This window comes from Halomonas sp. Mc5H-6 (assembly GCF_024124705.1).
Lineage (GTDB): Bacteria > Pseudomonadota > Gammaproteobacteria > Pseudomonadales > Halomonadaceae > Vreelandella > Vreelandella subterranea.
The window spans coordinates 80,602-102,042 of sequence record NZ_JAMXSI010000009.1 but is presented as its reverse complement, the minus strand read 5'-3'; the positions used below and the strand labels follow the sequence as shown (position 1 = coordinate 102,042).

19 protein-coding genes and 1 pseudogene are annotated in these 21,441 nt (G+C 55.0%); 11 read left to right on the top strand and 9 right to left on the bottom strand.

Annotated features, from left to right (window positions below):
• Positions 1–51: 51 nt before the first annotated feature.
• Positions 52–666 carry a TetR/AcrR family transcriptional regulator gene (locus NH395_RS13505; RefSeq protein ID WP_253025582.1) on the bottom strand — a complete coding sequence of 205 codons (615 nt, stop codon included), beginning with the start codon at positions 664–666 and terminating at the stop codon, positions 52–54.
• A gap of 90 nt (positions 667–756) precedes the next feature.
• Here NH395_RS13505 and NH395_RS13500 point away from each other — a divergent pair, with 90 nt between their 5' ends.
• Genes NH395_RS13500 through NH395_RS13490 form a run of 3 tightly spaced genes read left to right on the top strand, consistent with a single transcriptional unit; the run spans position 757 to position 3,663 of the window.
• The gene (locus tag NH395_RS13500) at positions 757–2,256 is read left to right on the top strand and encodes an efflux transporter outer membrane subunit (RefSeq protein WP_253025581.1); all 1,500 of its coding nucleotides are present in this window, start codon (positions 757–759) and stop codon (positions 2,254–2,256) included.
• A 15-nt stretch (positions 2,257–2,271) separates the two neighbouring features.
• The gene (locus NH395_RS13495) at positions 2,272–3,057 is read left to right on the top strand and encodes an SDR family NAD(P)-dependent oxidoreductase (protein ID WP_253025580.1); all 786 of its coding nucleotides are present in this window, start codon (positions 2,272–2,274) and stop codon (positions 3,055–3,057) included.
• 51 nt (positions 3,058–3,108) lie between these two features.
• The gene (locus NH395_RS13490; RefSeq protein ID WP_253025579.1) at positions 3,109–3,663 is read left to right on the top strand and encodes a PaaI family thioesterase; all 555 of its coding nucleotides are present in this window, start codon (positions 3,109–3,111) and stop codon (positions 3,661–3,663) included.
• Between the two features lie 275 nt (positions 3,664–3,938).
• Here NH395_RS13490 and NH395_RS13485 read toward each other — a convergent pair whose 3' ends face one another.
• Entirely contained in the window at positions 3,939–4,829 is an 891-nt protein-coding gene (locus NH395_RS13485; protein WP_253025578.1) for an AraC family transcriptional regulator, read from the bottom strand.
• A 48-nt stretch (positions 4,830–4,877) separates the two neighbouring features.
• On the opposite strand from NH395_RS13485, the gene NH395_RS13480 reads away from it, so the two are divergent.
• On the top strand, positions 4,878–5,753 hold the full coding sequence (locus NH395_RS13480) for an SDR family oxidoreductase (RefSeq protein ID WP_253025577.1): 876 nt from the start codon (positions 4,878–4,880) through the stop codon (positions 5,751–5,753).
• A gap of 110 nt (positions 5,754–5,863) precedes the next feature.
• A pseudogene (locus NH395_RS13475) lies at positions 5,864–7,023 on the top strand (IS3 family transposase).
• Between the two features lie 321 nt (positions 7,024–7,344).
• On the opposite strand, the gene mgtE reads toward NH395_RS13475, so the two are convergent.
• The 3 genes from mgtE to NH395_RS13460 form a co-directional block, all read right to left on the bottom strand.
• The gene (mgtE, locus tag NH395_RS13470) at positions 7,345–8,700 is read right to left on the bottom strand and encodes a magnesium transporter (protein ID WP_085919694.1); all 1,356 of its coding nucleotides are present in this window, start codon (positions 8,698–8,700) and stop codon (positions 7,345–7,347) included.
• Between the two features lie 70 nt (positions 8,701–8,770).
• Entirely contained in the window at positions 8,771–9,112 is a 342-nt protein-coding gene (locus tag NH395_RS13465) for a DUF6482 family protein (protein WP_253025575.1), read from the bottom strand.
• Positions 9,113–9,256: 144 nt separating this feature from the next.
• Positions 9,257–10,273 carry a 1-aminocyclopropane-1-carboxylate deaminase gene (locus NH395_RS13460; RefSeq protein WP_253025573.1) on the bottom strand — a complete coding sequence of 339 codons (1,017 nt, stop codon included), beginning with the start codon at positions 10,271–10,273 and terminating at the stop codon, positions 9,257–9,259.
• Positions 10,274–10,509: 236 nt separating this feature from the next.
• On the opposite strand from NH395_RS13460, the gene NH395_RS13455 reads away from it, so the two are divergent.
• The gene (locus NH395_RS13455; protein ID WP_253025571.1) at positions 10,510–11,016 is read left to right on the top strand and encodes an Lrp/AsnC family transcriptional regulator; all 507 of its coding nucleotides are present in this window, start codon (positions 10,510–10,512) and stop codon (positions 11,014–11,016) included.
• A 17-nt stretch (positions 11,017–11,033) separates the two neighbouring features.
• Here NH395_RS13455 and NH395_RS13450 read toward each other — a convergent pair whose 3' ends face one another.
• A complete protein-coding gene (locus tag NH395_RS13450) occupies positions 11,034–11,408 on the bottom strand; it encodes a YbaN family protein (RefSeq protein ID WP_253025569.1) in 375 nt (124 codons plus the stop codon).
• A gap of 194 nt (positions 11,409–11,602) precedes the next feature.
• On the opposite strand from NH395_RS13450, the gene NH395_RS13445 reads away from it, so the two are divergent.
• On the top strand, positions 11,603–13,738 hold the full coding sequence (locus NH395_RS13445) for a PhoX family phosphatase (protein ID WP_253025567.1): 2,136 nt from the start codon (positions 11,603–11,605) through the stop codon (positions 13,736–13,738).
• An 85-nt stretch (positions 13,739–13,823) separates the two neighbouring features.
• On the opposite strand, the gene NH395_RS13440 is transcribed toward NH395_RS13445, so the two are convergent.
• Positions 13,824–14,147 carry a hypothetical protein gene (locus NH395_RS13440; protein ID WP_253025565.1) on the bottom strand — a complete coding sequence of 108 codons (324 nt, stop codon included), beginning with the start codon at positions 14,145–14,147 and terminating at the stop codon, positions 13,824–13,826.
• Positions 14,148–14,332: 185 nt separating this feature from the next.
• Here NH395_RS13440 and NH395_RS13435 point away from each other — a divergent pair, with 185 nt between their 5' ends.
• The gene (locus NH395_RS13435; RefSeq protein WP_253025563.1) at positions 14,333–15,226 is read left to right on the top strand and encodes a LysR substrate-binding domain-containing protein; all 894 of its coding nucleotides are present in this window, start codon (positions 14,333–14,335) and stop codon (positions 15,224–15,226) included.
• Positions 15,227–15,564: 338 nt separating this feature from the next.
• Positions 15,565–16,494 carry a sensor domain-containing diguanylate cyclase gene (locus NH395_RS13430; RefSeq protein ID WP_253025561.1) on the top strand — a complete coding sequence of 310 codons (930 nt, stop codon included), beginning with the start codon at positions 15,565–15,567 and terminating at the stop codon, positions 16,492–16,494.
• Here the strand turns inward: NH395_RS13430 and NH395_RS13425 are convergent.
• Positions 16,491–17,252, bottom strand: a complete 762-nt coding sequence (locus NH395_RS13425; protein ID WP_066314748.1) for an SDR family NAD(P)-dependent oxidoreductase — start codon at positions 17,250–17,252, stop codon at positions 16,491–16,493. The two genes, NH395_RS13430 and NH395_RS13425, sit on opposite strands and share 4 nt — an antisense overlap.
• Before the next feature lie 194 nt (positions 17,253–17,446).
• Here NH395_RS13425 and NH395_RS13420 point away from each other — a divergent pair, with 194 nt between their 5' ends.
• Positions 17,447–18,793, top strand: coding sequence for an aspartate aminotransferase family protein (locus NH395_RS13420; protein ID WP_253025559.1), 1,347 nt, complete (start codon positions 17,447–17,449; stop codon positions 18,791–18,793).
• Between the two features lie 11 nt (positions 18,794–18,804).
• Here NH395_RS13420 and NH395_RS13415 read toward each other — a convergent pair whose 3' ends face one another.
• The gene (locus NH395_RS13415) at positions 18,805–20,292 is read right to left on the bottom strand and encodes a PLP-dependent aminotransferase family protein (RefSeq protein WP_253025557.1); all 1,488 of its coding nucleotides are present in this window, start codon (positions 20,290–20,292) and stop codon (positions 18,805–18,807) included.
• Positions 20,293–20,555: 263 nt separating this feature from the next.
• On the opposite strand from NH395_RS13415, the gene NH395_RS13410 reads away from it, so the two are divergent.
• Positions 20,556–21,413 carry a transporter substrate-binding domain-containing protein gene (locus NH395_RS13410; protein ID WP_253025555.1) on the top strand — a complete coding sequence of 286 codons (858 nt, stop codon included), beginning with the start codon at positions 20,556–20,558 and terminating at the stop codon, positions 21,411–21,413.
• Positions 21,414–21,441 lie beyond the last annotated feature (28 nt).

Sequence of the window (21,441 nt, the reverse complement as noted above, 5' to 3'; positions counted from 1 at the left end):
ATTCTAACTAGTGACCAATATTGTCAATAGTCACAGTCATGAGTTCATCCTTCAGGGTGCCAAACTACGCAATACCAGGTTCGAAAGTTGCGCAGGCCCCTCCTCGACAAGATCTAAGTTATGTTGAAGAAGAAGAGGGTTCACATAGGGGTGCATGACTAGAAAAATTGAATTAACCGTCTCGTCGAGCGGGGTTTTTCGCTCGAATTCGCCGCTCTCACGTCCTTCACGGATGATCTCCGAAAGTATCTGCTGAATGTGCTGCGCATAGGCGCGAGCAGAGGGCCAGCCCTCTCCAGCGGAATGTGCGGCAATGTCATACAGCTTGCGATCATTGAAGAAAAGATTTGATCCGGTCTCTACTAGTGCTTTGAACATCCTCCTGAATTTCTCCGTTGGCGTGGGTGCGTTCATCACGGCTTCTTCGATCGCTTCGATAATAGCTTTCAGGACTTTGGAGCAGATGGCCTCGCCAATGGTCTGTTTGGAATCGAAAAACTTATAAATATAAGCCTTGGAGAAGCCAATCGATTTTGCTAAGTCGGAGACGGTGGTTTTCTCGTAGCCGTAGTGGCTGAAGTGCTCTTCAGCCGCTGTCACGATCTGTTCGCGAACACTGTGTTCGGCAGGTCCTCGTGACGGTGGTGTGGAAGGTGTTTCAATCATCGGTCGTGTTGCCTCGTATTCTTTAGCTTGACAGTTAGTGACCATAATGGATTATAGTCACTTTAACAATTTTACTCTCCGGAGACGCTCATGCTCACCCGCCCACGCTCTCTCGCCTTTCTGATGAGTGCCAGTCTATTAACGGCCAGCCTGTTAACGGGATGTGCGGTCGGCCCTGACTATAGCTCACCCGAGACCGCCTTATCGCCTCGTTTCCTTGGCCAGGAGGGTGTCGAAGAGCGTGAGGTGCAGCACAAGGCAAACCTTCAGGCCTGGTGGGCCGCTTTTGATGATCCTATGTTAACGCGCTTCGTTACTCTTGCCCTTGAGCAGAACCTGGATATCGAACAAGCGACAGCCCGTGTCGCCCAAGCCCGTGCCTCATTACGCCAAGCCAATTCAGTACTACTGCCATCGGCCAATGTGAGCGCCCAGGGTGCCGAAGTATATCAATCGGCCGAGACCCCGCTGGGTCAGGTGCTTTCTTCCGTGCCCGAATTCGAACGCAGGGGCAGCGCCTATGAGGCCAACTTCAACATGGGCTGGGAAATCGATGCGTTTGGGGGGCTGAGGCGAGGACGGGAAGCGGCACGCGCGGAATACGTGGCCTCTGAAGCGGGTGCCGTCGCGACGCGGCTGGCTGTCGCCGCCCAAACGGCGGACGTATACGTCATGATTCGGGGCTTGCAAGCGCGTATCAAGATTGCTGAACAGCAAGCTAACACACGTCGTGAACTACGCGACACGATTAAATTCCAGTATGAGAAGGGAGTGGCCAGTGAGCTTCAGGTGAATCAGGCCGAGGGTGCACTCGCTCAAGTCGAAGCACAGATTCCGGCTCTCGAGGCCGGCCTCGACTCGGCAATGAACGCGCTGGACGTGCTTCTCGGTGTACCGCCTGGAACCTACCGCAGCGACGTGAGTCAGGTAGCGTCGATCCCAGTGGCTCCAGGCCTGGCAGAAACCGGCACGCCAGCCGAGATGATTCGGCGGCGTCCAGACCTTATCGTGGCCGAGCAGCGGCTCGTTGCTGCTAATGCGCGCATTGGCATGGCGATTTCAGAGTACTACCCCAAGTTCTCGCTCGGGGGGCTGCTAGGTAGTGCCACTACGATCTCAAGCGGCAACCTCTTCTCCAGCGATGCCCGTCAAGCCCAAGGTGTGCTTGGGCTTCGCTGGCGCCTATTTGATTTTGGTCGCGTCGAGGCACAAATTGCCGCCGCGCGCGGCCAGGAAGCAGAAGCACTCGCCGCCTACCGTCTAGCCGTGTTACGCGCAACAGAAGAAGTAGAAAACGCCTTCTCAGCGCTGGTCAAACACGAGGCCCAAGTCGATATTTTAGCGCGGGGGGAATCCTCTCTCGCCCTCGCCCGCGAAAAATCACGTGCCGCCTATGAAAGTGGTGTCGTAAGCCTGATCGAAGTGCTCAATGCCGACGCTAACTTGCTGCAGATAAGCGATATGAAGGCACAGGCACAGACCGAAGCCGCGCGTGCTGCCATTGCCTCCTTTAAGGCATTGGGAGGCGGGTGGGATGCACCGCATGCAAGCAACGACCGCCTCTACGGTGCCCTCTCTACTAACTACTAATGGTAGGTAAGCGAAATGACCTTAATAAACACTTCATGGGTGCTCATCACGGGGGCATCAAGCGATTTCGGCGAGGAATTTGCCCGCCAATATGCCGAGCAGGGGCACTCGCTGGTGCTGGTGGCGCGACGGCTAGATCGGCTGCAAGCACTTGCCGAGACACTGCGCCAGCAGTACGACATTGAGGTCGTGACGGAGCAGGTCGATCTCTCAGACATTGCTGCGGTTACCCAGCTGCATCAGCGCCTTCAAGAGCGGGGTATCGAGATCTATATCCTAATTAACAACGCTGGGCATGGGTTGCAGGGCCCGTTCGTGGATAGCACGTTGGATGCAGCGCTGGGGATGGTGCAACTGGACGTGGCGAGCCTGACGGCCATCACTCACGTCTTTGCGCAAGACATGCGCACACGAGGAAACGGCAAGATATTGTTGGTGGCAAGCCTGCTGGCCTATCAGGGCGTGGAGGACTTCGCCGTTTATGCTGCGGCCAAGGCCTATGTATTGCGTTTAGGGGAAGCGCTTCATCGCGAGCTTAAGCGCGATGGCGTCACGGTGACAACACTTTGCCCAGGTATGTCGGAAACCGGCTTTGCCACTATGGCGCGTCAGAAGGTTACGCCCGCATTGAAGCGAATGATGATGCAGCCTGCGCCTGTGGTGCGCACCGGGATCCGTGCCTTACAAACCGGGCGCATCAGCGTCGTGCCAGGCTGGGCGAACAAGGCCCTTGTTATCCTTACCTGGGCGACGCCGCGTCGGCTGCACCAGGCTTTTTTATCACGTGCGATGAATGGGTGAGCTTTTACGCTTTTATCGCAAGAAGAGCATATAACTCAAGAGATTGATGCCATGACAACGTCAATTGACTCCCTCAGTCCAGAAGAAATACTTGCGCTCTGGCAGGCCGAAGAGGCAGCCGTGCGAGAGCGTATCCAGACGGTTCCCGGCGTGGCGACGCCTGCTCAGATCGCCGGGCGCAGCGGATTGCAGGTATTTGAGGCGCTTCTCGCCGGTGAGATCCCGCCACCGCCCATGGCTGATACGCTGAACTTCACTCTGCTTCGCGTGGAGCAGGGATTCGCGCTGTTCCAGGGACAGCCCCGGTTCAGCCATTATAATCCGATGGGCACGGTGCATGGCGGCTGGTTCGCGACCATGCTCGATACCGCCATGGGATGCGCCGTGCATTCAACATTGCCACCGGGCAGGGCCTACACAACCCTGGAATTGAAGCTCAATCTCGTCCGGGCACTCACCGATGCGGTACCGCTAGTTCGTGCTGAAGGCCGAGTGGTTCACGGTGGTCGCCAGGTGGCGACCGCGGAAGGTCGGCTATTTGGGCCAGACGGTAAGCTCTATGCCCACGCGACGACAACTTGCTTGGTATTCGAGCAGAGTCCGTAGACGCTGGAGGCTTAACGATTCTGCTCGATGAATACGTAATTCACTTCAGGCTTTTCGCAAAGTCAGGATCCTCCATCGGATCGCGGCTTTTTTGCGATTTCAAGCTCCGATGACTTCTCGGCCAGCTGACACTTGATCCGCGCGTTCTCTTCAGCCTAAGACTGCTCGCGCGCCGAGGCACTTTGCTGCTGCTGAGCTTTGGCTCGCCATTTTTGATAAAACGTTCATGCCAACGCAAGCAACCAACAAAACAGATTGGTTGGCTGGTTACACCGTTACGAAGTCTTAATCGTATGCCGTATCTGGCGCACGTCACGCATAGGAGATACGCCAAATTGCCGCGTATATTCGCGGCTAAACTGTGATGCACTTTCATAGCCAACAACAAACGCTACATCTGACGCGCGATGCTCGCCGGCAAGTAAAAGCTGGCGTGCTTCCTGCAGTCTAAGTTGTTTCTGGTACTGAACAGGACTGAGACCTGTCATTGACAGGAAATGTCGATGAAGACTTGCCCGGCTCATGCCGCTGACATCACACAATACCTCTATCTGAAGTCGGACTTTATAATTGTCCCGGATCCAGGCAGCTGCTCGCCGGATACGGCTTAGCGCACCATCGGGTTGGGCAATCTGACGCAGAAGCTGCCCTTGAGGTTCCTGAAGGAGACGATAAAGCAATTCCCTTTCGACCAAGGGGGCAAGAGCCGGAATATCTTCAGGCGAGTCTAGCAACGATAATAGGCGCAGTAAGGTATCACGCAGCGGAGCACTCATTGGATTTACCGTAATGCCGATCTTCGTTGGTTCGCTTTCGCGAACAGATGGCATAGTTGCCGCTAATTCCGCCAATATTGCCGGATCTAGCACTAGCGATACTGCCACGTAAGGCAAGCCCTCTTCTGCATCAAAAATTTGCCCGGTCAAAGGTAAGTCAAGGGCGCTGATAAGATACTGCTCACTATCGTAGCTTAGAAGGTTGTCATTAATGGCAACGCGTTTTGAGCCTTGCAGGATAAAGCAGATCATCGAGCGATACAGGCAAGGTGCCTTGTCTGTGGAACCTTGCCCCACACAGAGGTCTACACGTGGAATGCGTGTAACCGTCAACCCAGGTGGCGCATGGCGCAGCGCTATATCAAGATGTGGTGTTAAATCATTTTTCATCAACCGATTATAACAACAATCCTTCACTTTATAAGAGGATTGATATAATTGGGCAATAAATTGAGTTTATTAGGCGAAGGATATGAAGCAGCGATTACTTATCATGAGAAGGTCAGGAAGGCGTCGAAAGGCGCGCTGAATTTAAACCTTATCACCGAGATAACTATGAGTAATCAGATCGCACTTATCACTGGCGCCAGCCGTGGCCTTGGTCGCAACATGGCTCTTAATCTGGCCAAGCGTGGCATCCACATCATTGGCACCTACCACAGTGGTGCTGCAGAAGCCAAGACCCTACAGCAAGAGATCGAGGCGCTAGGAGGCAAAGCCGAGATGCTTGCACTTGATGTCACCGACACATCTAGCTTCCCGACATTTGCCGGGAAGGTGGCAGATACTCTGAAAACCCATTTCGGCCGCAAGCACTTCGATTTTCTTGTCAATAATGCGGGGAACGGTATTTTCTCTAACTTCACTGATGCTAGCGAAGAGCAATTCGAATCACTTGTCGCCACGCATCTGCGTGGGCCTATCTTCCTGACCCAAAAGCTACTTCCTCTTATTCAGGACGGTGGACGTATTCTGAACGTTTCATCTGGCTTCGTTCGTTTTACCTTGCCTGGCTACAGTCTTTACGCGTCAATGAAGGCAGCGGTCGAAGTCCTAACTCGTTTCTTGGCTGTCGAGCTTGGTGCGCGTCGTATCCGCGTGAACGCGATCGCTCCAGGCGCGATCGCTACTGACTTTGGCGGTGGTGCAGTGCGTGATAATGAGGATGTAAACGCCTATGTAGCGCAAGGCATCGCACTAGGACGCGTTGGTCTACCAGACGATATAGGTCTTGCCGTAGCAGCCATCCTCTCTGAAGACATGGCTTGGGCTAACGGAACGACCTTTGACATTTCGGGTGGTCAGTTGCTCTGAAGTCGATACGACATCGCTCGTCTCCCGCTAGGAGAAACGTGATTGTAGCGGTTCAATAAAACCGGACACCAACGTAGGTGGTAATATTGCCATCATAAGCGAGGTGCCTGATGACCAAGAAACGACGTACTTTTTCGCCTGAATTTAAGCAAGAAGCTGCCAGCCTAGTACTAGGTCAAGGGTACAGTTATCCTCAAGCTTGTACCTCGTTGGGTGTCGGAGAAAGCGCCCTCCGACGCTGGGTTCACCAGCTTGAGGACGAACGTCAGGGAATAACGCCTAAGGGCAAAGCGTTAACTCCAGAACAGCAGCGTATTCAGGAGCTTGAGGCTCGCTGCAAACGCCTTGAGATGGAAAAAACCATCCTAAAAAAGGCTACCGCTCTCTTGATGTCGGACGACATGAATCGTACGCGCTGATAGACCAGTTGAGTGAGCAAATGCCTGTTGAAATGGTCTGTAACGCGTTTGATATTAGCCGCTCCAGTTACTACGAGTACCGCCCGGCGGCACCGCGTGGATGTTGAACGTCTGGCTTTAAAAGCTCAGGTAAACCGCCTTTTCAAAAAGAGTCGCCGCTCAGCTGGCAGCCGCTCAATCAATGGGTTACTCAGCGAAGAAGGCGTCACCATCGGCCGTTTCAAGGTTCGGCGTTTGATGAGCGAAATGGGATTGGTCTGCAAGCAGCCAGGCCCTCGTGCTTACAAACAGGCGACCGTTGAGCGACCTGATATTGCGAATCATCTTGGCCGCAAATTTACACCAGACCAGCCCAATCAGGTCTGGTGTTGTGACATCACTTATATCTGGAGTGGCCAGCGTTGGAGCTATCTGGCCGTTGTGTTAGATCTTTATGCTCGTCGTGTTGTTGGCTGGCCCATGTCGTCCAGCCCGGATGCAGATCTTGTTGTGAAAGCGCTGGATCATGCTTGGAAACAACGTGCTCAGCCAAAGAAGGTCATGTTCCATTCCGTCCAGGGTCGTCAGTATGCAAGCCGCAAGTTCCGCCAAAGACTTTGACGTTATCGAATTAAACAAAGCATGAGCCAACGTGGCAACTGCTGGGCAACTCGCCGATGGAAAGGCTATTCCGGAGCCTGAAATCAGAGTGGATACCGGCGTGGGGGTATCGAAATCTACCTGAGGCCAAGAAAGACGTTAGTAGCTATCTGATGGGTTACTACAACCAGCAGCGACCTCATTCATTTAACGGTGGCATTTTTCCTGGTGGGGCTGAGGAAAATCTGAAATTACTGTCCGGTATTAGTTGACCACTACAAATGGGGCCGTGTGGAGTCACGGATTTAGGTAAGAAAATCAGAAGGGGCGGTCTCCAACTCTAAGTTTATCGACAAGCCACCCACGTCTATTCGAGACGCTGTTATAGCGGTGATCTAAGTAGGGACATGGATGCCCCTAGTGAAAAATACGAAGCGCGGCTGAACCAGTAATATGGGAGCGGATGCTTGCCTTACGCTCCTCCACGTCGGCTTTGGCTGTCTAATGATCGACAAATGAGGCGTTGCCGAAATTGAATTGGCGAATGCCTCATGGGCTGAAAAGGTAAAAGGAGCAATAAGCTAACGAAAAGATCACAAAATAATCAGCGTCGCCAGCCCCAGAAAGGATAGAAAGCCAACCACATCGGTGACGGTGGTTAAAATGACTGCGCCGGACAGCGCTGGATCAATCTGCAGCCTTTTCAACACCAGCGGAATCAGCACGCCTGACAAGTTGGCGAGGCTCATGTTGATAAAAATGGCTAGGGTGATGACCAGCGTGATCAGTAAGTCACTGAACCACAGATAGGAAATGAACCCGACGACGAGGGCCCACACCAGGCCGTTGCTCATGCCTACCCAAAGTTCCTTGTTATACAGCCACTGTTTGTTGTTACCGGCAAGTTGGCCTAACGCGAGACCGCGGATCACGACCGTCAGGGTTTGGCTACCGGCAATGCCGCCCATGCTGGCAACGACAGGCATCAGGATAGCTAATGCCACGATTTGATCGAGTACCGCTTCGAACTGACCGATCACGAAGGCGGCTAAAAAAGCGGTCAACAGGTTAATACCCAGCCAAATACCGCGGCTTTTAGCACTGCGCATGATGGGGGTGAACACTTCTTCTTCGTCACTGACGCCTGACATGTGCTTCAGCGTCATGTCAGCATCGTCTTGGGTGATTTCTAATACGTCGGCGGAGTTCAACTGCCCAACCAGCAATCCATCGCTATCGCACACGGGCACAAAGGGCAGCTCTTTGGAGCGCAATAACGCCGCTGCATCACTGACTTTCATTTGATCATTCAGGGTAAAAAAATCATCCATATAATCATCAACCACGGCACTTTGTGGTTGTTTGATCAAATCAATCAGCGTCAGTGTGCCGAGCAATCGCTTATCTTTATCCGTGATCATGATCTGCTGGGATTCATCGTCGAGCAACTGGTGGATGCGTATATAGCGTTGCACGGCTTCTAACGAGACCCCTTGCTTTACATTGACCGTCTCGGGGTCCATGTAACGCCCCACCACATCATCTTCATAGGCATGCAGGTTTTCGACCTGGGCGCGAATTTCCTGGTCCAGGCTGGCATAAACGCTGGTCTTGATGGCTTCGTCAGCAACGTCCAGTACTTCAGCCACTTCCTGAGCATCCAGGCCCTTGACGATCTGCTCAACATCGCTTGCCGATAAATCTTCGATATAGTCAGCACGGATGTCTTCATCGACTTCTGCCAATACCTCGCCGATGAGTTCGCCAGGGATGTACTCCCAAAGCCGATCGCGGGTTTTAGCGGGAAAAGATTCAAGGGTGCGCGCAATGGCCAGAATGTCCAGCTCGGCAAATAGCGCTTCCAGAGCGGTGCTATCTTCTTCATCCAGACTTTTTTGAAGATAAAGCAACTGCTCTTCAGTATTGGTGTATTTCTCATCATCGCGCATAGCGTCCATCCTTCGGCAAATTGATCGTCCACACAGCTACCTGAAAGCTATTGATGGCGCTTTATCAATTTTATAGACAGGCCTGGTTAAAAGCTACGCGAACGCCATGAGCCATGCGCTGCTGAGCAGACACAGGGGGCACATCGGTGCCGATCATTTCATCGGTGGCGTCGGCCCAGGTCAGCGTGCCATGGGTGAAGCCCAGCGGCGCCAAGGCACGGCCAATCCACTGCGTGCCGGTAAAGCGCTGCGTCTCGCCATTCTGGTCGATCAGCAAGCTGACGTTGTTATCCTGATGCAAGCGAACGATGTACCAGCCCATATCCAGTCCGTGCACTTCTACGTCAGGAAGCGGTTCGGGCCAGTGTGCAAGGTCTTCAAGGGTGACGTGAGCGGGAAGGGTAGAAGACATGGCGTATCCTCATGCGTGAATATCCGATACGCCAAGACTAAAGGCTGTACTCTATTTGTACAGCAATAACCGTCTGATCGGTGTTATATAAATGCCTGATCAGAGGAGGCGAAATGGGTGTTTTATCCTCTTTCCATTAAGAACTTATCCATTACGGAATAGAAAGCTGTAGGCATTCAATGCCGGTACGCCGCCCAGGTGAGCATAGAGAACCCTGGAGCCCGCAGGGAATTCGCCGTTGCGAACCTTATCGATCATGCCGTGCATGGATTTGCCTTCGTAAACCGGGTCGGTGAGGACGCCTTCCAAGCGAGCACACAGGCGAATGGCTTCCAGCGTACCTTCGTTGGGCAGGCCGTATTCCGGGCCGCCGTAGCGGGTATCCAGAATCACATCGTCGTCGGTAATGCCGCCTTCCAACTCCACCAGCTCGGCGGTGTTGCGGGCGATGCGTAAGATCTGCTCGCGGGTTTGTTCCGGCTTGGCGGAAGCGTCGATACCGATCACACGCTGGGCACGGCCATCAGCGGCAAAGCCCACCACCATGCCCGCCTGGGTGCTGCCGGTGACCGAGCACACCACAATATAATCAAAGGTGAAGCCCAGCTCTTTCTCCTGCTGGCGCACCTCTTCGGCAAAGCCCACAAAACCCAAGCCGCCATAGGGGTGCTCTGAACAGCCCGCAGGAATCGGGAAGGGCTTACCACCCCGCTGGCGAACATCTTCCATGGCCTGCTCCCAACTGGGGCGAATGCCGATATCGAACCCCGCGTCGTCCATGCGTACATCGGCACCCATGATGCGCGACATCTCGATATTCCCCACCCGGTCGTAGACCGCGTCGGAGTAGTTGACCCAGTTCTCCTGTACCAGCACACATTGCATGCCCAAATGGGCGGCCACGGCGGCCACCTGACGGGTCTGGTTGGACTGAATACCACCAATCGATACCAGCGTATCGTAGCCCTGTTCCAACGCTTCAGGGATCAAGTACTCCAGTTTGCGGGTTTTGTTGCCGCCAAAGGCCAGGCCGCTGTTGCAGTCTTCGCGTTTGGCGTAGAGCTCTACGTCACCGCCGAGATGTTCGCTTAGACGTTTGAGCGGTGTGATGGGGGACGGTCCAAAGGTGAGTGGGTAGCGGGGGAAACGTTCTAGGTTCATAGCAGGCTCCGGCTTTTAAGCGTTTCAGTGCGAAATAGACAGCTCGCTTGGCGAGGGTTTAGATGAAAGGTTTAGGTGAAAGCTTTGTGTGAACAGTTGGCGCGCTCTGCTATTTATACTAAGTGTTAGCTGCGATTTTTGTGTTGCAAAATAAGACGTGTTAAAGCAGCAAGTGTTGGTGTTAAATGCTTTATATGGTTTTAAATAGTGTCTAAAGGTCAATAAGGTAAATAATAGTGCGCTCAAAAACCTCCCGTTCAGGCGCTGAGCCTGATGATCAGGCGGCTGAACTGGACCGAACAGACCGGCGTATTCTCAAACTGCTGCAAGACGACGCCACACTCTCCAATGTGGCGCTGGCAGAGCAGGTGAGCTTGAGCCCAGCGGCCTGTTTACGCCGAGTGGAAAAGCTCAAACGGGACGGGGTGATCAGCCGGGTGGTGGCGCATCTAGACCCTGAGCAGCTACAGGCGGGGATGGTGGTGCTGATTGGCGTGGTGCTGGATCGCTCGACGCCGGAATCCTTCGCTGCCTTTGAAGAGGCGGCCCAGAAGGTATCCGGCTGTATGGAGTGCCATGTGGTCACCGGGGAATTCGACTACTTTATGCTGGTGCGCACCCGGGACAGCCAAAGCTTCAATAAATTGCATGCTGAGCAGTTGCTCTACCTGCCCGGCGTGCGCCAGATCCGTTCGTTCATGGGGCTGCGTCAGGTGGTGTCGACCCATAAGGTGGTGGTTTAGCCCTGCTGTAGTCTTGGCTAAGGCGAGGAAGACGGCTCTGGCCGGGTGGCCAGCCAAAGGGCAATCAGCATCAGTAGGGCGATCACGCCCCAGCGTGTCCAGCCGGGGCCGAGCGACCAAGCCGTGATCAGTGCACTCAACGCGATCGTGCTGACGGCCGCCAATTTTCCGCGTCTGGAGATAGCCCGCTCCTGCTCCCAAGTGACCAGCAGTGGGCCCACATAGTGGCGGGAGCGGATCCAGGCCTCGAAGCGAGGCGACCCTTTGGAGGCGCAGTAAACGGCTATTAGCATAAAGACGGTGGTAGGCAGCAGGGGTAGAAAAATGCCGAGGACACCGATGCTAAAACTCAACCCTGCCAGCACGACCCACATGAGGCGGATCAGTCTCATTGTTGCTCCTGTTGGGCACGCTTCAATAACGTCATCGTGCTGAGTGTTGAATAAGTATGGGCTTATGTCACGGCTTTGCCACACAGACAATCTTCATATAAATGCAGGCACTCCGCCATCGTATTGTCATTTAGCTTCTTTAGTGTCTCCTAACGTTCAATCGTTGGCCTACAAACGATCAGGGGGAGACCACAATGAGTAAAGAGATCGAAGATCATCGCCTGTTTAACCAAAGCGGCAATCAACCTTTCGCCGAAGTATTGGCGCACCATGTATCCCGGCGCGATGTGATGCGCGGTGGTTTGAGCATGGCGGCTGCCTCGATGCTAAGCTTTGGCGGTGCGGCGCAAGCGCTTGCCTCCAGCGGCGCCCAAAAAACACCCCTGACGCTGGCGTTTGAGGCGGTTCAAGGATCACGCACCGATGCCGTGGTGGTGCCAGACGGTTACGTGGCCCAAGTCTTGGTGCCCTGGGGCACACCGTTAAGCGCGGGCGGCAGTTGGCAGCCCGACCAGCCAATGACCGCCGAGCGTCAGGCGGAAAGCGTGGGCATGCACCATGACGGCATGGCGGGGTTTGCCCTGGACGCTGACAGCGCCTCACGCCGTTTTGTTCTGGCACTCAACAATGAATATATCGACCAGTCGGCACTCTGGGCACCCCAGGGCGGCCCCACCAATGCGGATGAAGGGCAACGCCCGGCGGCGGAGTCGCGCACCGAGATCAATGCGCACGGTGTCACCCTTGTCGAGGTTGAAAAAGACGCCAGCGGCCAATGGGCGCATGTGCCGGGCTCCCGCTATAACCGCCGCTTTACCAGCGCAACGGAAATGGATCTGGCTGGCCCCGTGGCGGGCAGTGACTATGTTAAAACTCACTTTTCGCCAGCAGGCACCCAAACCCGCGGTACCAATAATAACTGCGGTAACGGGGTAACGCCCTGGGGCACCTACATTGCCTGCGAAGAGAACTGGCCTAACGTCTTTGTTCACACCGGCGAGCGCTTCCAGGACGACGCCCGCATTGGTATTCCCACTGAACGCGGCCGCTATGCCTGGGAAACCTCGGCGGGTGATGCTTCTGAAGAGAACGATGAGTTTGCCCGCTTTGATATCACACCACGCGGTGAGCGCGCCGAAGACGATTACCGCAACGAAGCGCGCACCTTCGGTTACCAGGTCGAAATCGATCCCTATAGCGGTGCTCGTGCCGTAAAACGCACGGCACTGGGCCGTTTTCGCCATGAAGGTTGCTGGTTAGGTAAGCTGGAAACTGGCAAGCCAATCGTTTACTACTCAGGCCACGATGCCCGCAACGAGTACGTATATAAGTACGTCTCCGACGCCGCCTGGGATCCCGCCGATGCCAATCGGCCGGGCGAGGCATATGACCGTCTTGCCATTGGCAACAAATATATGGATAACGGCACCCTCTATGTGGCCCGTTTTCACGCCGATGGCAGCGGTGAATGGCTGCCGCTGACGCCTGATGCCAAGACCCAGGACGGCCGAACCCTGGCGGCAGCCTTAGGCTTGGCTGAGGACGATTTAGCCGGTGTGATTATCAATACCTGCGACGCGGCAGACTTAATGGGCGCCACGCCGATGGATCGTCCCGAATGGGCCTCTGTTGACCCTGCATCGGGCGAGGTGTATCTCACTCTGACCAATAATTCACAGCGCATCGCTGAAGATTCACAGCCAACCTACACCAACGACAGTGAGCGTTTGGAGCAGGTGGGGGTAGGTTATGACCTGGCACCCACTAACGCGGCTAATCCACGTGCCAATAACGAGGCGGGCCACATTATTCGCTGGCGCGAAAGCCGCTTACCGAATGCCTTTACCTGGGAGGTGTTTGTGTTTGGCGCCGCCGCTGACGATACAGATAACCACTCGGGCCTGACCGAAATGAACCAGTTCGCCAGCCCCGATGGGCTCTGGTTCGATGATCGCGGTGATGGTCAGGGTATTCTCTGGATTCAGACCGACAACGGCTACGAGAGCGTGACGGAGTACACCAACGATCAACTGCTCGCGGTAGTCCCTAATGGGCTGGACGATATCCAGGGAACCGGGCCGGTGATCAACAACAGCAACCAGCAGCAGCTCAAGCGCTTTGCGGTGGGGCCGAACGGTTGCGAAGTGACAGGTATCTTTGCCACGCCGGATAAAACCGCGCTGTTCATTAACATTCAGCACCCCGGTAACTGGCCTGCCGATGGCAGTGCGCTGACCCAAGATGCCACCGTTGCCGCTAGCGGCCAAGTCCGCCCGCGGGCAGCAACCGTGGTGATTCAAAAGCGTGACGGAGGGCCGGTAGGGGTTTAAGAGCCAGCCTTCAACACTGCGTAGTATGCCTATACAAGCGTCGAACCTCTCCCAGGTTCGACGCTTTTTTGATGCTAGCGTTGCGCTACATAGTATTTTTCTGACGAGCCTCTAGCGCCTGAATGGCATCGACCTTTAGTGGCAGCTGGTTGGCCCAGAGAATATCTTCGCGGCAATGGCCAAGGTCCTGTAACAACTGATCGTCGTAAGCCAGTAGCGGCAAGATATGACGTCGAAATAGCCGCCGACGCCGGTAGCGCCACCAGCGCATATCGAGCGCTCGAATCAGCCGCATCGAGGGCATGGCCGGCATGTAAAAATGCAATTTTGGCGGCTTGGGCGGCGGCGCCAACTGGCTGGCTTTTTCCCAGGCGTCATGGGCATGTTGGGTCAGGGCTTCGCGCTTCATCTCGCACCTCCATTGTCACCCCCGCAGCACAGAAAGCGGCGCCTAAGCACCGACTGGGCAGGTATGAGCTTTGATTAATAAGCAGGAGGGTCGCGACCTCTGAGGAGTAGCTTGATACGCATTTATGGATCAATCAAACGAAAAGATCTACACTGAGCATTAAGATTTACTGAAAGGTAAGCGTGATGAACCAACTCTCTACCCTGCCCCCCAGTCGGGACGCCTTGCCGCTACTGGATAGCGAGGTACTGCGCACTTTCGTGACGATTGCGGAAAGCGGCAGTTTTACACGCGCCGCCCAGCAGCTGTTTCGCACCCCTTCCGCGCTGAGTATGCAGATCAAACGGCTGGAAGAGATTCTCGGCCAGACGCTGTTTGTACGCGAGGCACGGCATGTCCGCCTGACGGCCGAGGGGGAAGTACTGCTGGGCTATGGTCGTCGGCTGCTTAAACTCAACGCTGAAGCCGTGACCCAGTTTCTAGCGCCTGCCATCGAGGGGCGCGTGGGGCTGGGGATAACCGACGATGTGGTGGGGCGTATCTTGCCCACTGTACTGGCCCAGTTTGCCCGCTCGCACCCGGCGGTCCAGGTCGATGTTGAGGTGGGACGCAGCAAAGATCTGCTCGCCAGGTTGGACGAGGGCGAGCTTGATCTCGCCCTCGTGATGGCCGGAGGGCCTGGTCAGGCCGGACGTGGAGAGATCGTCCACAGCGAACCGCTGGTGTGGGCGGGGCGCGAGGATGGCGTTGCCGTGCAACGAACGCCACTGCCGGTGACCCTGGCCCAACAGGGGTGCGCGTGGCGTCGAATTACCCTCAATGCCCTTGATCAAGCGGGGATTGCTTACCGCATTGCTTACTCCTGTGACCACTGTGCCGGCCAGGAGGCCGCCATGCTGGCCGATTTGGCCGTGACGGCATTTCCAAAAAGCTTGGTTCGTCCGCCGCTCAAACGTCTGCACAACGAATCGCTGCCCCCGCTAGGCGATTACCAGGTGGCGCTGGTGAAGCGCCCAGGCAGTGGCGATGCCAGTGAGGTATTGGCTGAACAGGTGGTCGAGGCGTTCCGGGAGGGTTGAGCTCATATGGGTAATAAATGGTCATTATATGGGGATTCTGAAAAGGGTTCTGTTGCCAAACAGGCAGAATTAACCGACCTCTCCTACGCTATGTAAGTACTTTGTAACTATTTTTGTGGGGTTGTCCAAAAATCAGCGCAATGTATCCCTGTATTTAGCGTTGGATAACTCAGGTTATGTTAACAGCCAGTAAATGATCATACTGTCAGTGTAAATGAAATAATTTTTATGTCTCCACTGTTTTAGCTAGCACGGAGGCCACACCGAGTGAACCTTTCAAAGTGGGTCGGTGCCGCTATGCATGTTGAGCAATACAAGCTCAAGGATGAGTAAATCGTATGTATCAGCACTATGCGCGACCCGGACCTGAAGATAGTGATGAGTCGACGGGCCATGCGGTGGCTATCTTAACCGTGGCTAGGGACTCGCGCAGTGTCCAGGTTCTGGACGTCAATACCGACTATCAGCGCTTGTGGGGAGGAACCCGGGAGGAGTGGTTGGGCGCTACCCCCAATGTGGTTGAGCAGGAAGCGGCCAATGAGCAAATTCTTGCCCGACTGCGTGGTGCACTGAACACCAACGTCGAGCGCAACTTCGAAGGCATCGGTGGGCGTGAGGTTTCTCGTCAACGTGATGGGTCGTGTCGACACATTGAGTGGCGCATCACGGCAATGGGGGCCTGTCAGCACGATGCCATCACGCTGGTACTGACACAGCGTGATGTGACCGATCAAGTGGAAAATGAGGCCCAACTGAAGCAGCTCGCCACCACCGATATGCTGACAGGGCTCGTTAACAGATCTCAATTCGACACGACGTTGAGAAGTGAACTCAGCCGTCAGGATCGCTACGCACGGCCCCTCTCTTTGATCATGCTGGATATTGATTACTTTAAAGATATCAATGATCGCTATGGCCATGATGTAGGCGATCAGGTATTGGTCGAAATGGCCGATTTGCTGAAAGGCAATTTACGTCAAGTAGACTACTGCGCAAGGTGGGGTGGCGAGGAGTTCATGCTGCTGGCACCCGAAACATCTCTGGAGCACGCCGTGCTTCTCGCCGATAAGATGCGGTGCGTGATTAACACCGCGAATTTCCCCGTTTCAGGCTCTGTCACTGCCAGCTTTGGTGTGGTTGAGGCACGGCCTCAAGAATCGGTCAAAAGTATCATGAAGCGAGTGGATGACGCCCTTTATCTCGCTAAAGAGAAAGGGCGTGATCAAGTCTCACCTATCGAGTTAGTGAAATCGATGAGGTTTGCCTAAGCAGGATCGCGATCAATCGCAAATGGCGCCCATGCCTGGCGCACCGGCATGATTTCAAGTCGATTGATATTGATATGTGGCGGTAGGGTGGCCAGGTAATAAAGTTGCTCGGCAATGTCTTCGGCCTGCAGGGGCGTGGTGCCTTTATAAAGCGCATCGGAAGCCGCCTGATTGCCTTTGGTGCGGACCAGCGTGAACTCGGTTTCGGCCATGCCGGGCGCGAGATCCGTCACGCGTACCCCGGTGCCCTGCAGGTCGCAACGCAGGTTGTAACTGAACTGTTGAACAAAGGCTTTCGACGCCCCGTAAACATGTCCGCCTGGGTACGGCCACTGTCCTGCCACCGACCCCAGGTTGAGGATGCTGGCGCCCTTGCCGGTAGCTAACAGGTGAGGCATGGCGGCGTGCGTCACGTTGACCAATCCGGTGATATTAGTGTCAATCATGGTGTGCCAGTCTTCCAGCGCCACGTTTTGGGCTGGTTCAGGCGCGAGCGCCAGGCCGGCATTATTAATCAGGCAAGTGAGTGGCAGCAGCGTGTCGGGGAGTTGACCTAATGCCTTGGTGACCGCGTCGCTGTCGCGAACGTCCAGGGGGATTGTCAGTACGGTGACGTGGAGCGCCAGTTCACTTTCCAGTTCAGCAAGTCGCTCCTCGCGACGTCCTGTCAGAATCAGCGACCAGCCCGCTTGGGCAAATCGTCGCGCGGCGGCTTTACCAAACCCGGATGTTGCGCCGGTAATCAATACGCTTGGCATGATGGTTCTCCTAGGGATAAAAAAAACGACACTACTCTACAATGCGTGAAGCAACGCATTTAGAGCCAGATCATCCTGTCTTCTGTGACATCGGCTGTCCTGTGCACATGATATCTCTGGCTCTATAGAATAGCGGGGAGATATCACTAGGCTAGCAAACACGTTAATACAGAGAATTTATCAGGGTGCTTGCCATGAATACCAACATAGCCGCTTCTTATCCCCCCACAAACGGTGTGGATAACAACTACGTTCACCGCCTGGATCGCCAATACGTATTCCATTCGTGGTCTGCGCAGGGCAGTTTAGACCCGATGGTCGTGGCAGGTGCTGAAGGGTGCCGGGTGTGGGACTATGCGGGACGTTCATATCTTGATTTTAGCAGCCAGCTCGTCAATACCAATATCGGCCACCAGCACCCCAAAGTGGTTAGCGCAATTCAGGCCCAGGCGGCAAGCCTGTGCACCATCGCCCCGGCCCATGCCAACCTGGCTCGTGGTGAGGCGGCCAAGCGGATTATTGCCAAAGCCCCCGCGGGTTTTAGCAAGGTGTTTTTTACCAATGCGGGCGCGGATGCCAATGAAAACGCCATTCGCATGGCGCGGCTGTATACCGGGCGAAGCAAAATACTTTCAGCCTACCGTTCTTATCACGGCAATACCGGTTCAGCGATTGCGGCCACCGGTGACTGGCGGCGTGTACCTAACGAATATGCCAGCGGTCACGTCCATTTCTTCAACCCCTACCTCTATCGCAGCGAGTTCTGGGCGCGGGATGAAGATGAAGAGTGTGAGCGGGCGTTAACCCATCTACGCCGGGTGATTGAGTGCGAAGGCGCGAATGCCGTCGCCGCCATTCTGCTCGAAACCATTCCCGGTACCGCAGGAGTGTTGTTACCTCCCAAGGCTTACCTGCAGGGAGTTCGGAAACTCGCCGACGAGTTCGGCATCGTGCTGATTCTCGATGAAGTGATGGCCGGTTTCGGGCGCACGGGCAGTTGGTTTGCCTTTGAGCATTACGACATGGCGCCGGACCTGATCGTGTTCGCCAAAGGGGTCAACTCTGGCTATGTACCCGCCGGTGGCGTGATTATTTCAGCGCCTATTTCACACTACTTTGATGATCACTTGTTTGTCGGCGGGCTGACGTATTCCGGTCACCCCTTGGCAATGGCTGCGATCGTCGCAACCCTTGATGCCATGGACGAGGAGGGCATCGTGGATAATGCTGATAGAATCGGTAATGGCCTGTTAGCAGAAGGGCTGCAGCAGCTTGCCTCGCGTCATGCGGTGATAGGTGACTGGCGTGGCTTGGGCGTATTCCACGCTTTGGAACTGGTCAGCGACCCGGTCCGCAAAACGCCGCTACCCGGGGCAGAAGTGCTGAAGCTCAAGCAGCAATTGATGGAGCAAGGCTTGCTGGTGTTTACCGTCGAGAACCGCATTCACGTCGTGCCGCCATGCATTGTGTCGGCTGCGGAGGTGAAAGAGGGCCTGGCAATTCTTGAACGCGTGTTTGAAAGCTACGCGGCAACAAGCTGATACGCGCGTTCTCAAGAGCTGAAGGCGTTATCGTAGGCGAGGCCCAGGCGTTGTATGCCTGGGTCGATACGCTCCCTTTCGATGGCGCCAAACCCAAGCCGGAAAAAGCGCCGCGGCGGGGCGTCATCGAAAAAGTGCTGAAAGCCGGGTTCGATCAGTACCCCTCGCTGGGCGGCGTGCCAGGCTAGCCGTTGGGTATCGATGCTGGCATCTGCTTCCATCCAGAAGGCGCTGGAACGGTGGCTGCTATGGCTCCGGCAGCCAGGCAAGGCCTGCTCAATGGCGAGGCGCATGGCGTCGCGCTGCTGATCGATCTCTTCCACATGCAGTTTGAGGTAGCGCTCGTAATAGCCTTCGGAAATAAACTGCGCCAGTTGGTGCTGCAGCGCCGCGGGCGGGTGGCGGTACATCATGCGGCGTAGCGCTCGCAGCTCGTCAATTAACTCTGCGTCTGCCACCACGTAACCCATGCGCAAGCCGGGTGACAGCGCCTTGGATAAGCTGCCCATGTAGATAATTCGTGCGCTCTGGGCACTGGCTTTAAGCGCTGGCAGCGCAAACTGGTCACCGTGAATCTCCGCGTCGTAGTCATCCTCGATAACGATCTGGTCACGGTGGGGTAGCTGGGCCAATAGCGCCTCGCGTCGTTCGCGACTCATGGTCACGCCCGTGGGCACCTGGTGGCTGGGCATCACATACAGATAGTCACACTGTTGAGACCCTTCCAGGCGCATGCCTTCTGCATCCACGGTTTGGAACTGCAGGCGGGCGCCATGCTGGGCAAATACGTTCATCGCCTCTCGGTAACCTGGGGACTCCAGGGCCACGCTCGTCCCACGATGGCAAAGCAGTTGCGCAATCAAATAGAGCGCATTTTGCGTTCCCATGGTGATGAGTATCTCTTCTGAGCGAGCAAAAATTCCCCGGCGCGGCAAAATACGTTTACGCAGCTGCTCAATCAGCAAAGGATCATCCTGATCGATGCGGTCGCGCAGCCATGGTTTGTCGCGTTGAGAACTTAATAACCGGCGGGAAACATCGCGCCATTGAGCGAGTGGGAAGAGGCGGGTATCTAACTGGCCATAAATAAACGGATAGGCATATTCTGACCAATTGCCGGGTTTAAGAATCCCTTGGTAGTTAGTAGGGCTCTTGGAAATACGTTTGTGCCAGTTTGGTGCAGCAGTCGATGCGCTGACATCTTCCGTCATCGCGGTTAAAGAGGCATTAAGCGATGATTGAGATTCATCATAATCAGGATGTAAGTAATAACCGCTACGAGGTCGGCTAATCAGATAACCATCTTCGACCAGCTTTTCGTAAACAATGGCCACCGTGTTACGCGAAATGCCCAACTGTTGCGAGAGCTTGCGGCAGGAGGGCAGCGCATCCTCACTGGGTAAACTCCCCATACGAATTGCTTCTAACAGCGTTTTACGCAGCTGTTCTTGTAGGCAGGGGGCAGCATTGGGGTCGACCTCAAGACACAGCGTTGTCATCCGGTACTCCTATGATCGCTTGCCCTATCAATAGGCGGTACATCTCCACTTAATGCACTTGTATCTGCATCTTTCATGCCAAAGGTTGGATCGATAACTGTCCTTTAAATTTACGCTAACTGGCTCTAATCCCAGCGATGATAAAAAACCTAGGGTGAATCAGCTTCTTCACATCACCGAAATGTTCGCAGCGGCATGGCTGATGACGACAGGCGAGTGATGTTTTGACCTGTTTTTTTTGAACCCCCTGGGAGTATCGGACGATGAAAAAAATAACGGCATTGGCTTCAGTGTTGAGTATTGGCGTACTGGCGCTAAGCGTTCCGCTTACCGTTACCGCTGCGGATTTAGAGGAAATCGAGGAGCGTGGCTACATGAGTGTGGCCACCGAAGATAACTACGCGCCGTTTAACTTCATGAGCGGCAGCGAACCCGATGGTTTTATCAAAGATATATTGATTGAACTGGAGGAATACGCCGACTTCGAAATTCGCCAGGATATTTTGCCCTGGACTGGGCTGCTAGCGTCGGTTTCATCGGGCCAGTACGACATGGCGCTGACCGGCGCTTCGGTAACCGATGAACGGTTGCGGGTGTTCAACTACGCACCACCCTTTGCCTCTGCCCAGCATTTTTATATCAAGCGGGCGGGTGATGACCGCATCAATAGCGTTGAGGACCTAAGCGGGATGACGCTGGGCGTTCAAGCGGGCAGCGCGCTGCTGTCGCGCCTCCCAGAGCTGGAAGCCATGCTGGAAGAAAGTGGGGGCGAGCTGGGCGACGTCATGCAGTATGAAGCCTACCCAGAAATCTACGCTGATCTTGCCAATGGCCGTGTTGATTACGTTATCAACTCCATCGTGCCGGTGAATGACCTGATCCGTGAGCGCCCTGACGTCTTCGAAGCGGGCCAAGCCGTCTCCGGCCCGGGCTTCGTGGCCTGGCCGATGCCCAAAGACAGCCCCGAGCTGCTGGCCTATATCACCGATTTTATGAGCCACCTGCGCGATTCTGGCCGCTTGGCCGAGCTACAGGAAAAATGGTTTGGTGAGTCCTTCGACGACCTGCCAACAACACCGATCACCTCAGTGGAAGAGTTCCACGAAATGGCCGGTATGTAAGCCATCACCTTCGCCAGCCGCCTGGGCG

What these genes read in the sequence shown, in the direction of transcription:
- NH395_RS13425 (WP_066314748.1), bottom strand. Translation starts at nt 17,252, where the DNA reads ATGCCAAGCGTATTGATTACCGGCGCAACATCCGGGTTTGGTAAAGCC.
- NH395_RS13410 (WP_253025555.1), top strand. Translation starts at nt 20,556, where the DNA reads ATGAAAAAAATAACGGCATTGGCTTCAGTGTTGAGTATTGGCGTACTG.
- NH395_RS13485 (WP_253025578.1), bottom strand. Translation starts at nt 4,829, where the DNA reads ATGAAAAATGATTTAACACCACATCTTGATATAGCGCTGCGCCATGCG.
- NH395_RS13450 (WP_253025569.1), bottom strand. Translation starts at nt 11,408, where the DNA reads ATGAGACTGATCCGCCTCATGTGGGTCGTGCTGGCAGGGTTGAGTTTT.
- NH395_RS13435 (WP_253025563.1), top strand. Translation starts at nt 14,333, where the DNA reads ATGAACCAACTCTCTACCCTGCCCCCCAGTCGGGACGCCTTGCCGCTA.
- NH395_RS13430 (WP_253025561.1), top strand. Translation starts at nt 15,565, where the DNA reads ATGTATCAGCACTATGCGCGACCCGGACCTGAAGATAGTGATGAGTCG.
- NH395_RS13420 (WP_253025559.1), top strand. Translation starts at nt 17,447, where the DNA reads ATGAATACCAACATAGCCGCTTCTTATCCCCCCACAAACGGTGTGGAT.
- NH395_RS13415 (WP_253025557.1), bottom strand. Translation starts at nt 20,292, where the DNA reads ATGACAACGCTGTGTCTTGAGGTCGACCCCAATGCTGCCCCCTGCCTA.
- NH395_RS13500 (WP_253025581.1), top strand. Translation starts at nt 757, where the DNA reads ATGCTCACCCGCCCACGCTCTCTCGCCTTTCTGATGAGTGCCAGTCTA.
- NH395_RS13490 (WP_253025579.1), top strand. Translation starts at nt 3,109, where the DNA reads ATGACAACGTCAATTGACTCCCTCAGTCCAGAAGAAATACTTGCGCTC.
- NH395_RS13505 (WP_253025582.1), bottom strand. Translation starts at nt 666, where the DNA reads ATGATTGAAACACCTTCCACACCACCGTCACGAGGACCTGCCGAACAC.
- NH395_RS13465 (WP_253025575.1), bottom strand. Translation starts at nt 9,112, where the DNA reads ATGTCTTCTACCCTTCCCGCTCACGTCACCCTTGAAGACCTTGCACAC.
- mgtE (WP_085919694.1), bottom strand. Translation starts at nt 8,700, where the DNA reads ATGCGCGATGATGAGAAATACACCAATACTGAAGAGCAGTTGCTTTAT.
- NH395_RS13445 (WP_253025567.1), top strand. Translation starts at nt 11,603, where the DNA reads ATGAGTAAAGAGATCGAAGATCATCGCCTGTTTAACCAAAGCGGCAAT.
- NH395_RS13495 (WP_253025580.1), top strand. Translation starts at nt 2,272, where the DNA reads ATGACCTTAATAAACACTTCATGGGTGCTCATCACGGGGGCATCAAGC.
- NH395_RS13460 (WP_253025573.1), bottom strand. Translation starts at nt 10,273, where the DNA reads ATGAACCTAGAACGTTTCCCCCGCTACCCACTCACCTTTGGACCGTCC.
- NH395_RS13440 (WP_253025565.1), bottom strand. Translation starts at nt 14,147, where the DNA reads ATGAAGCGCGAAGCCCTGACCCAACATGCCCATGACGCCTGGGAAAAA.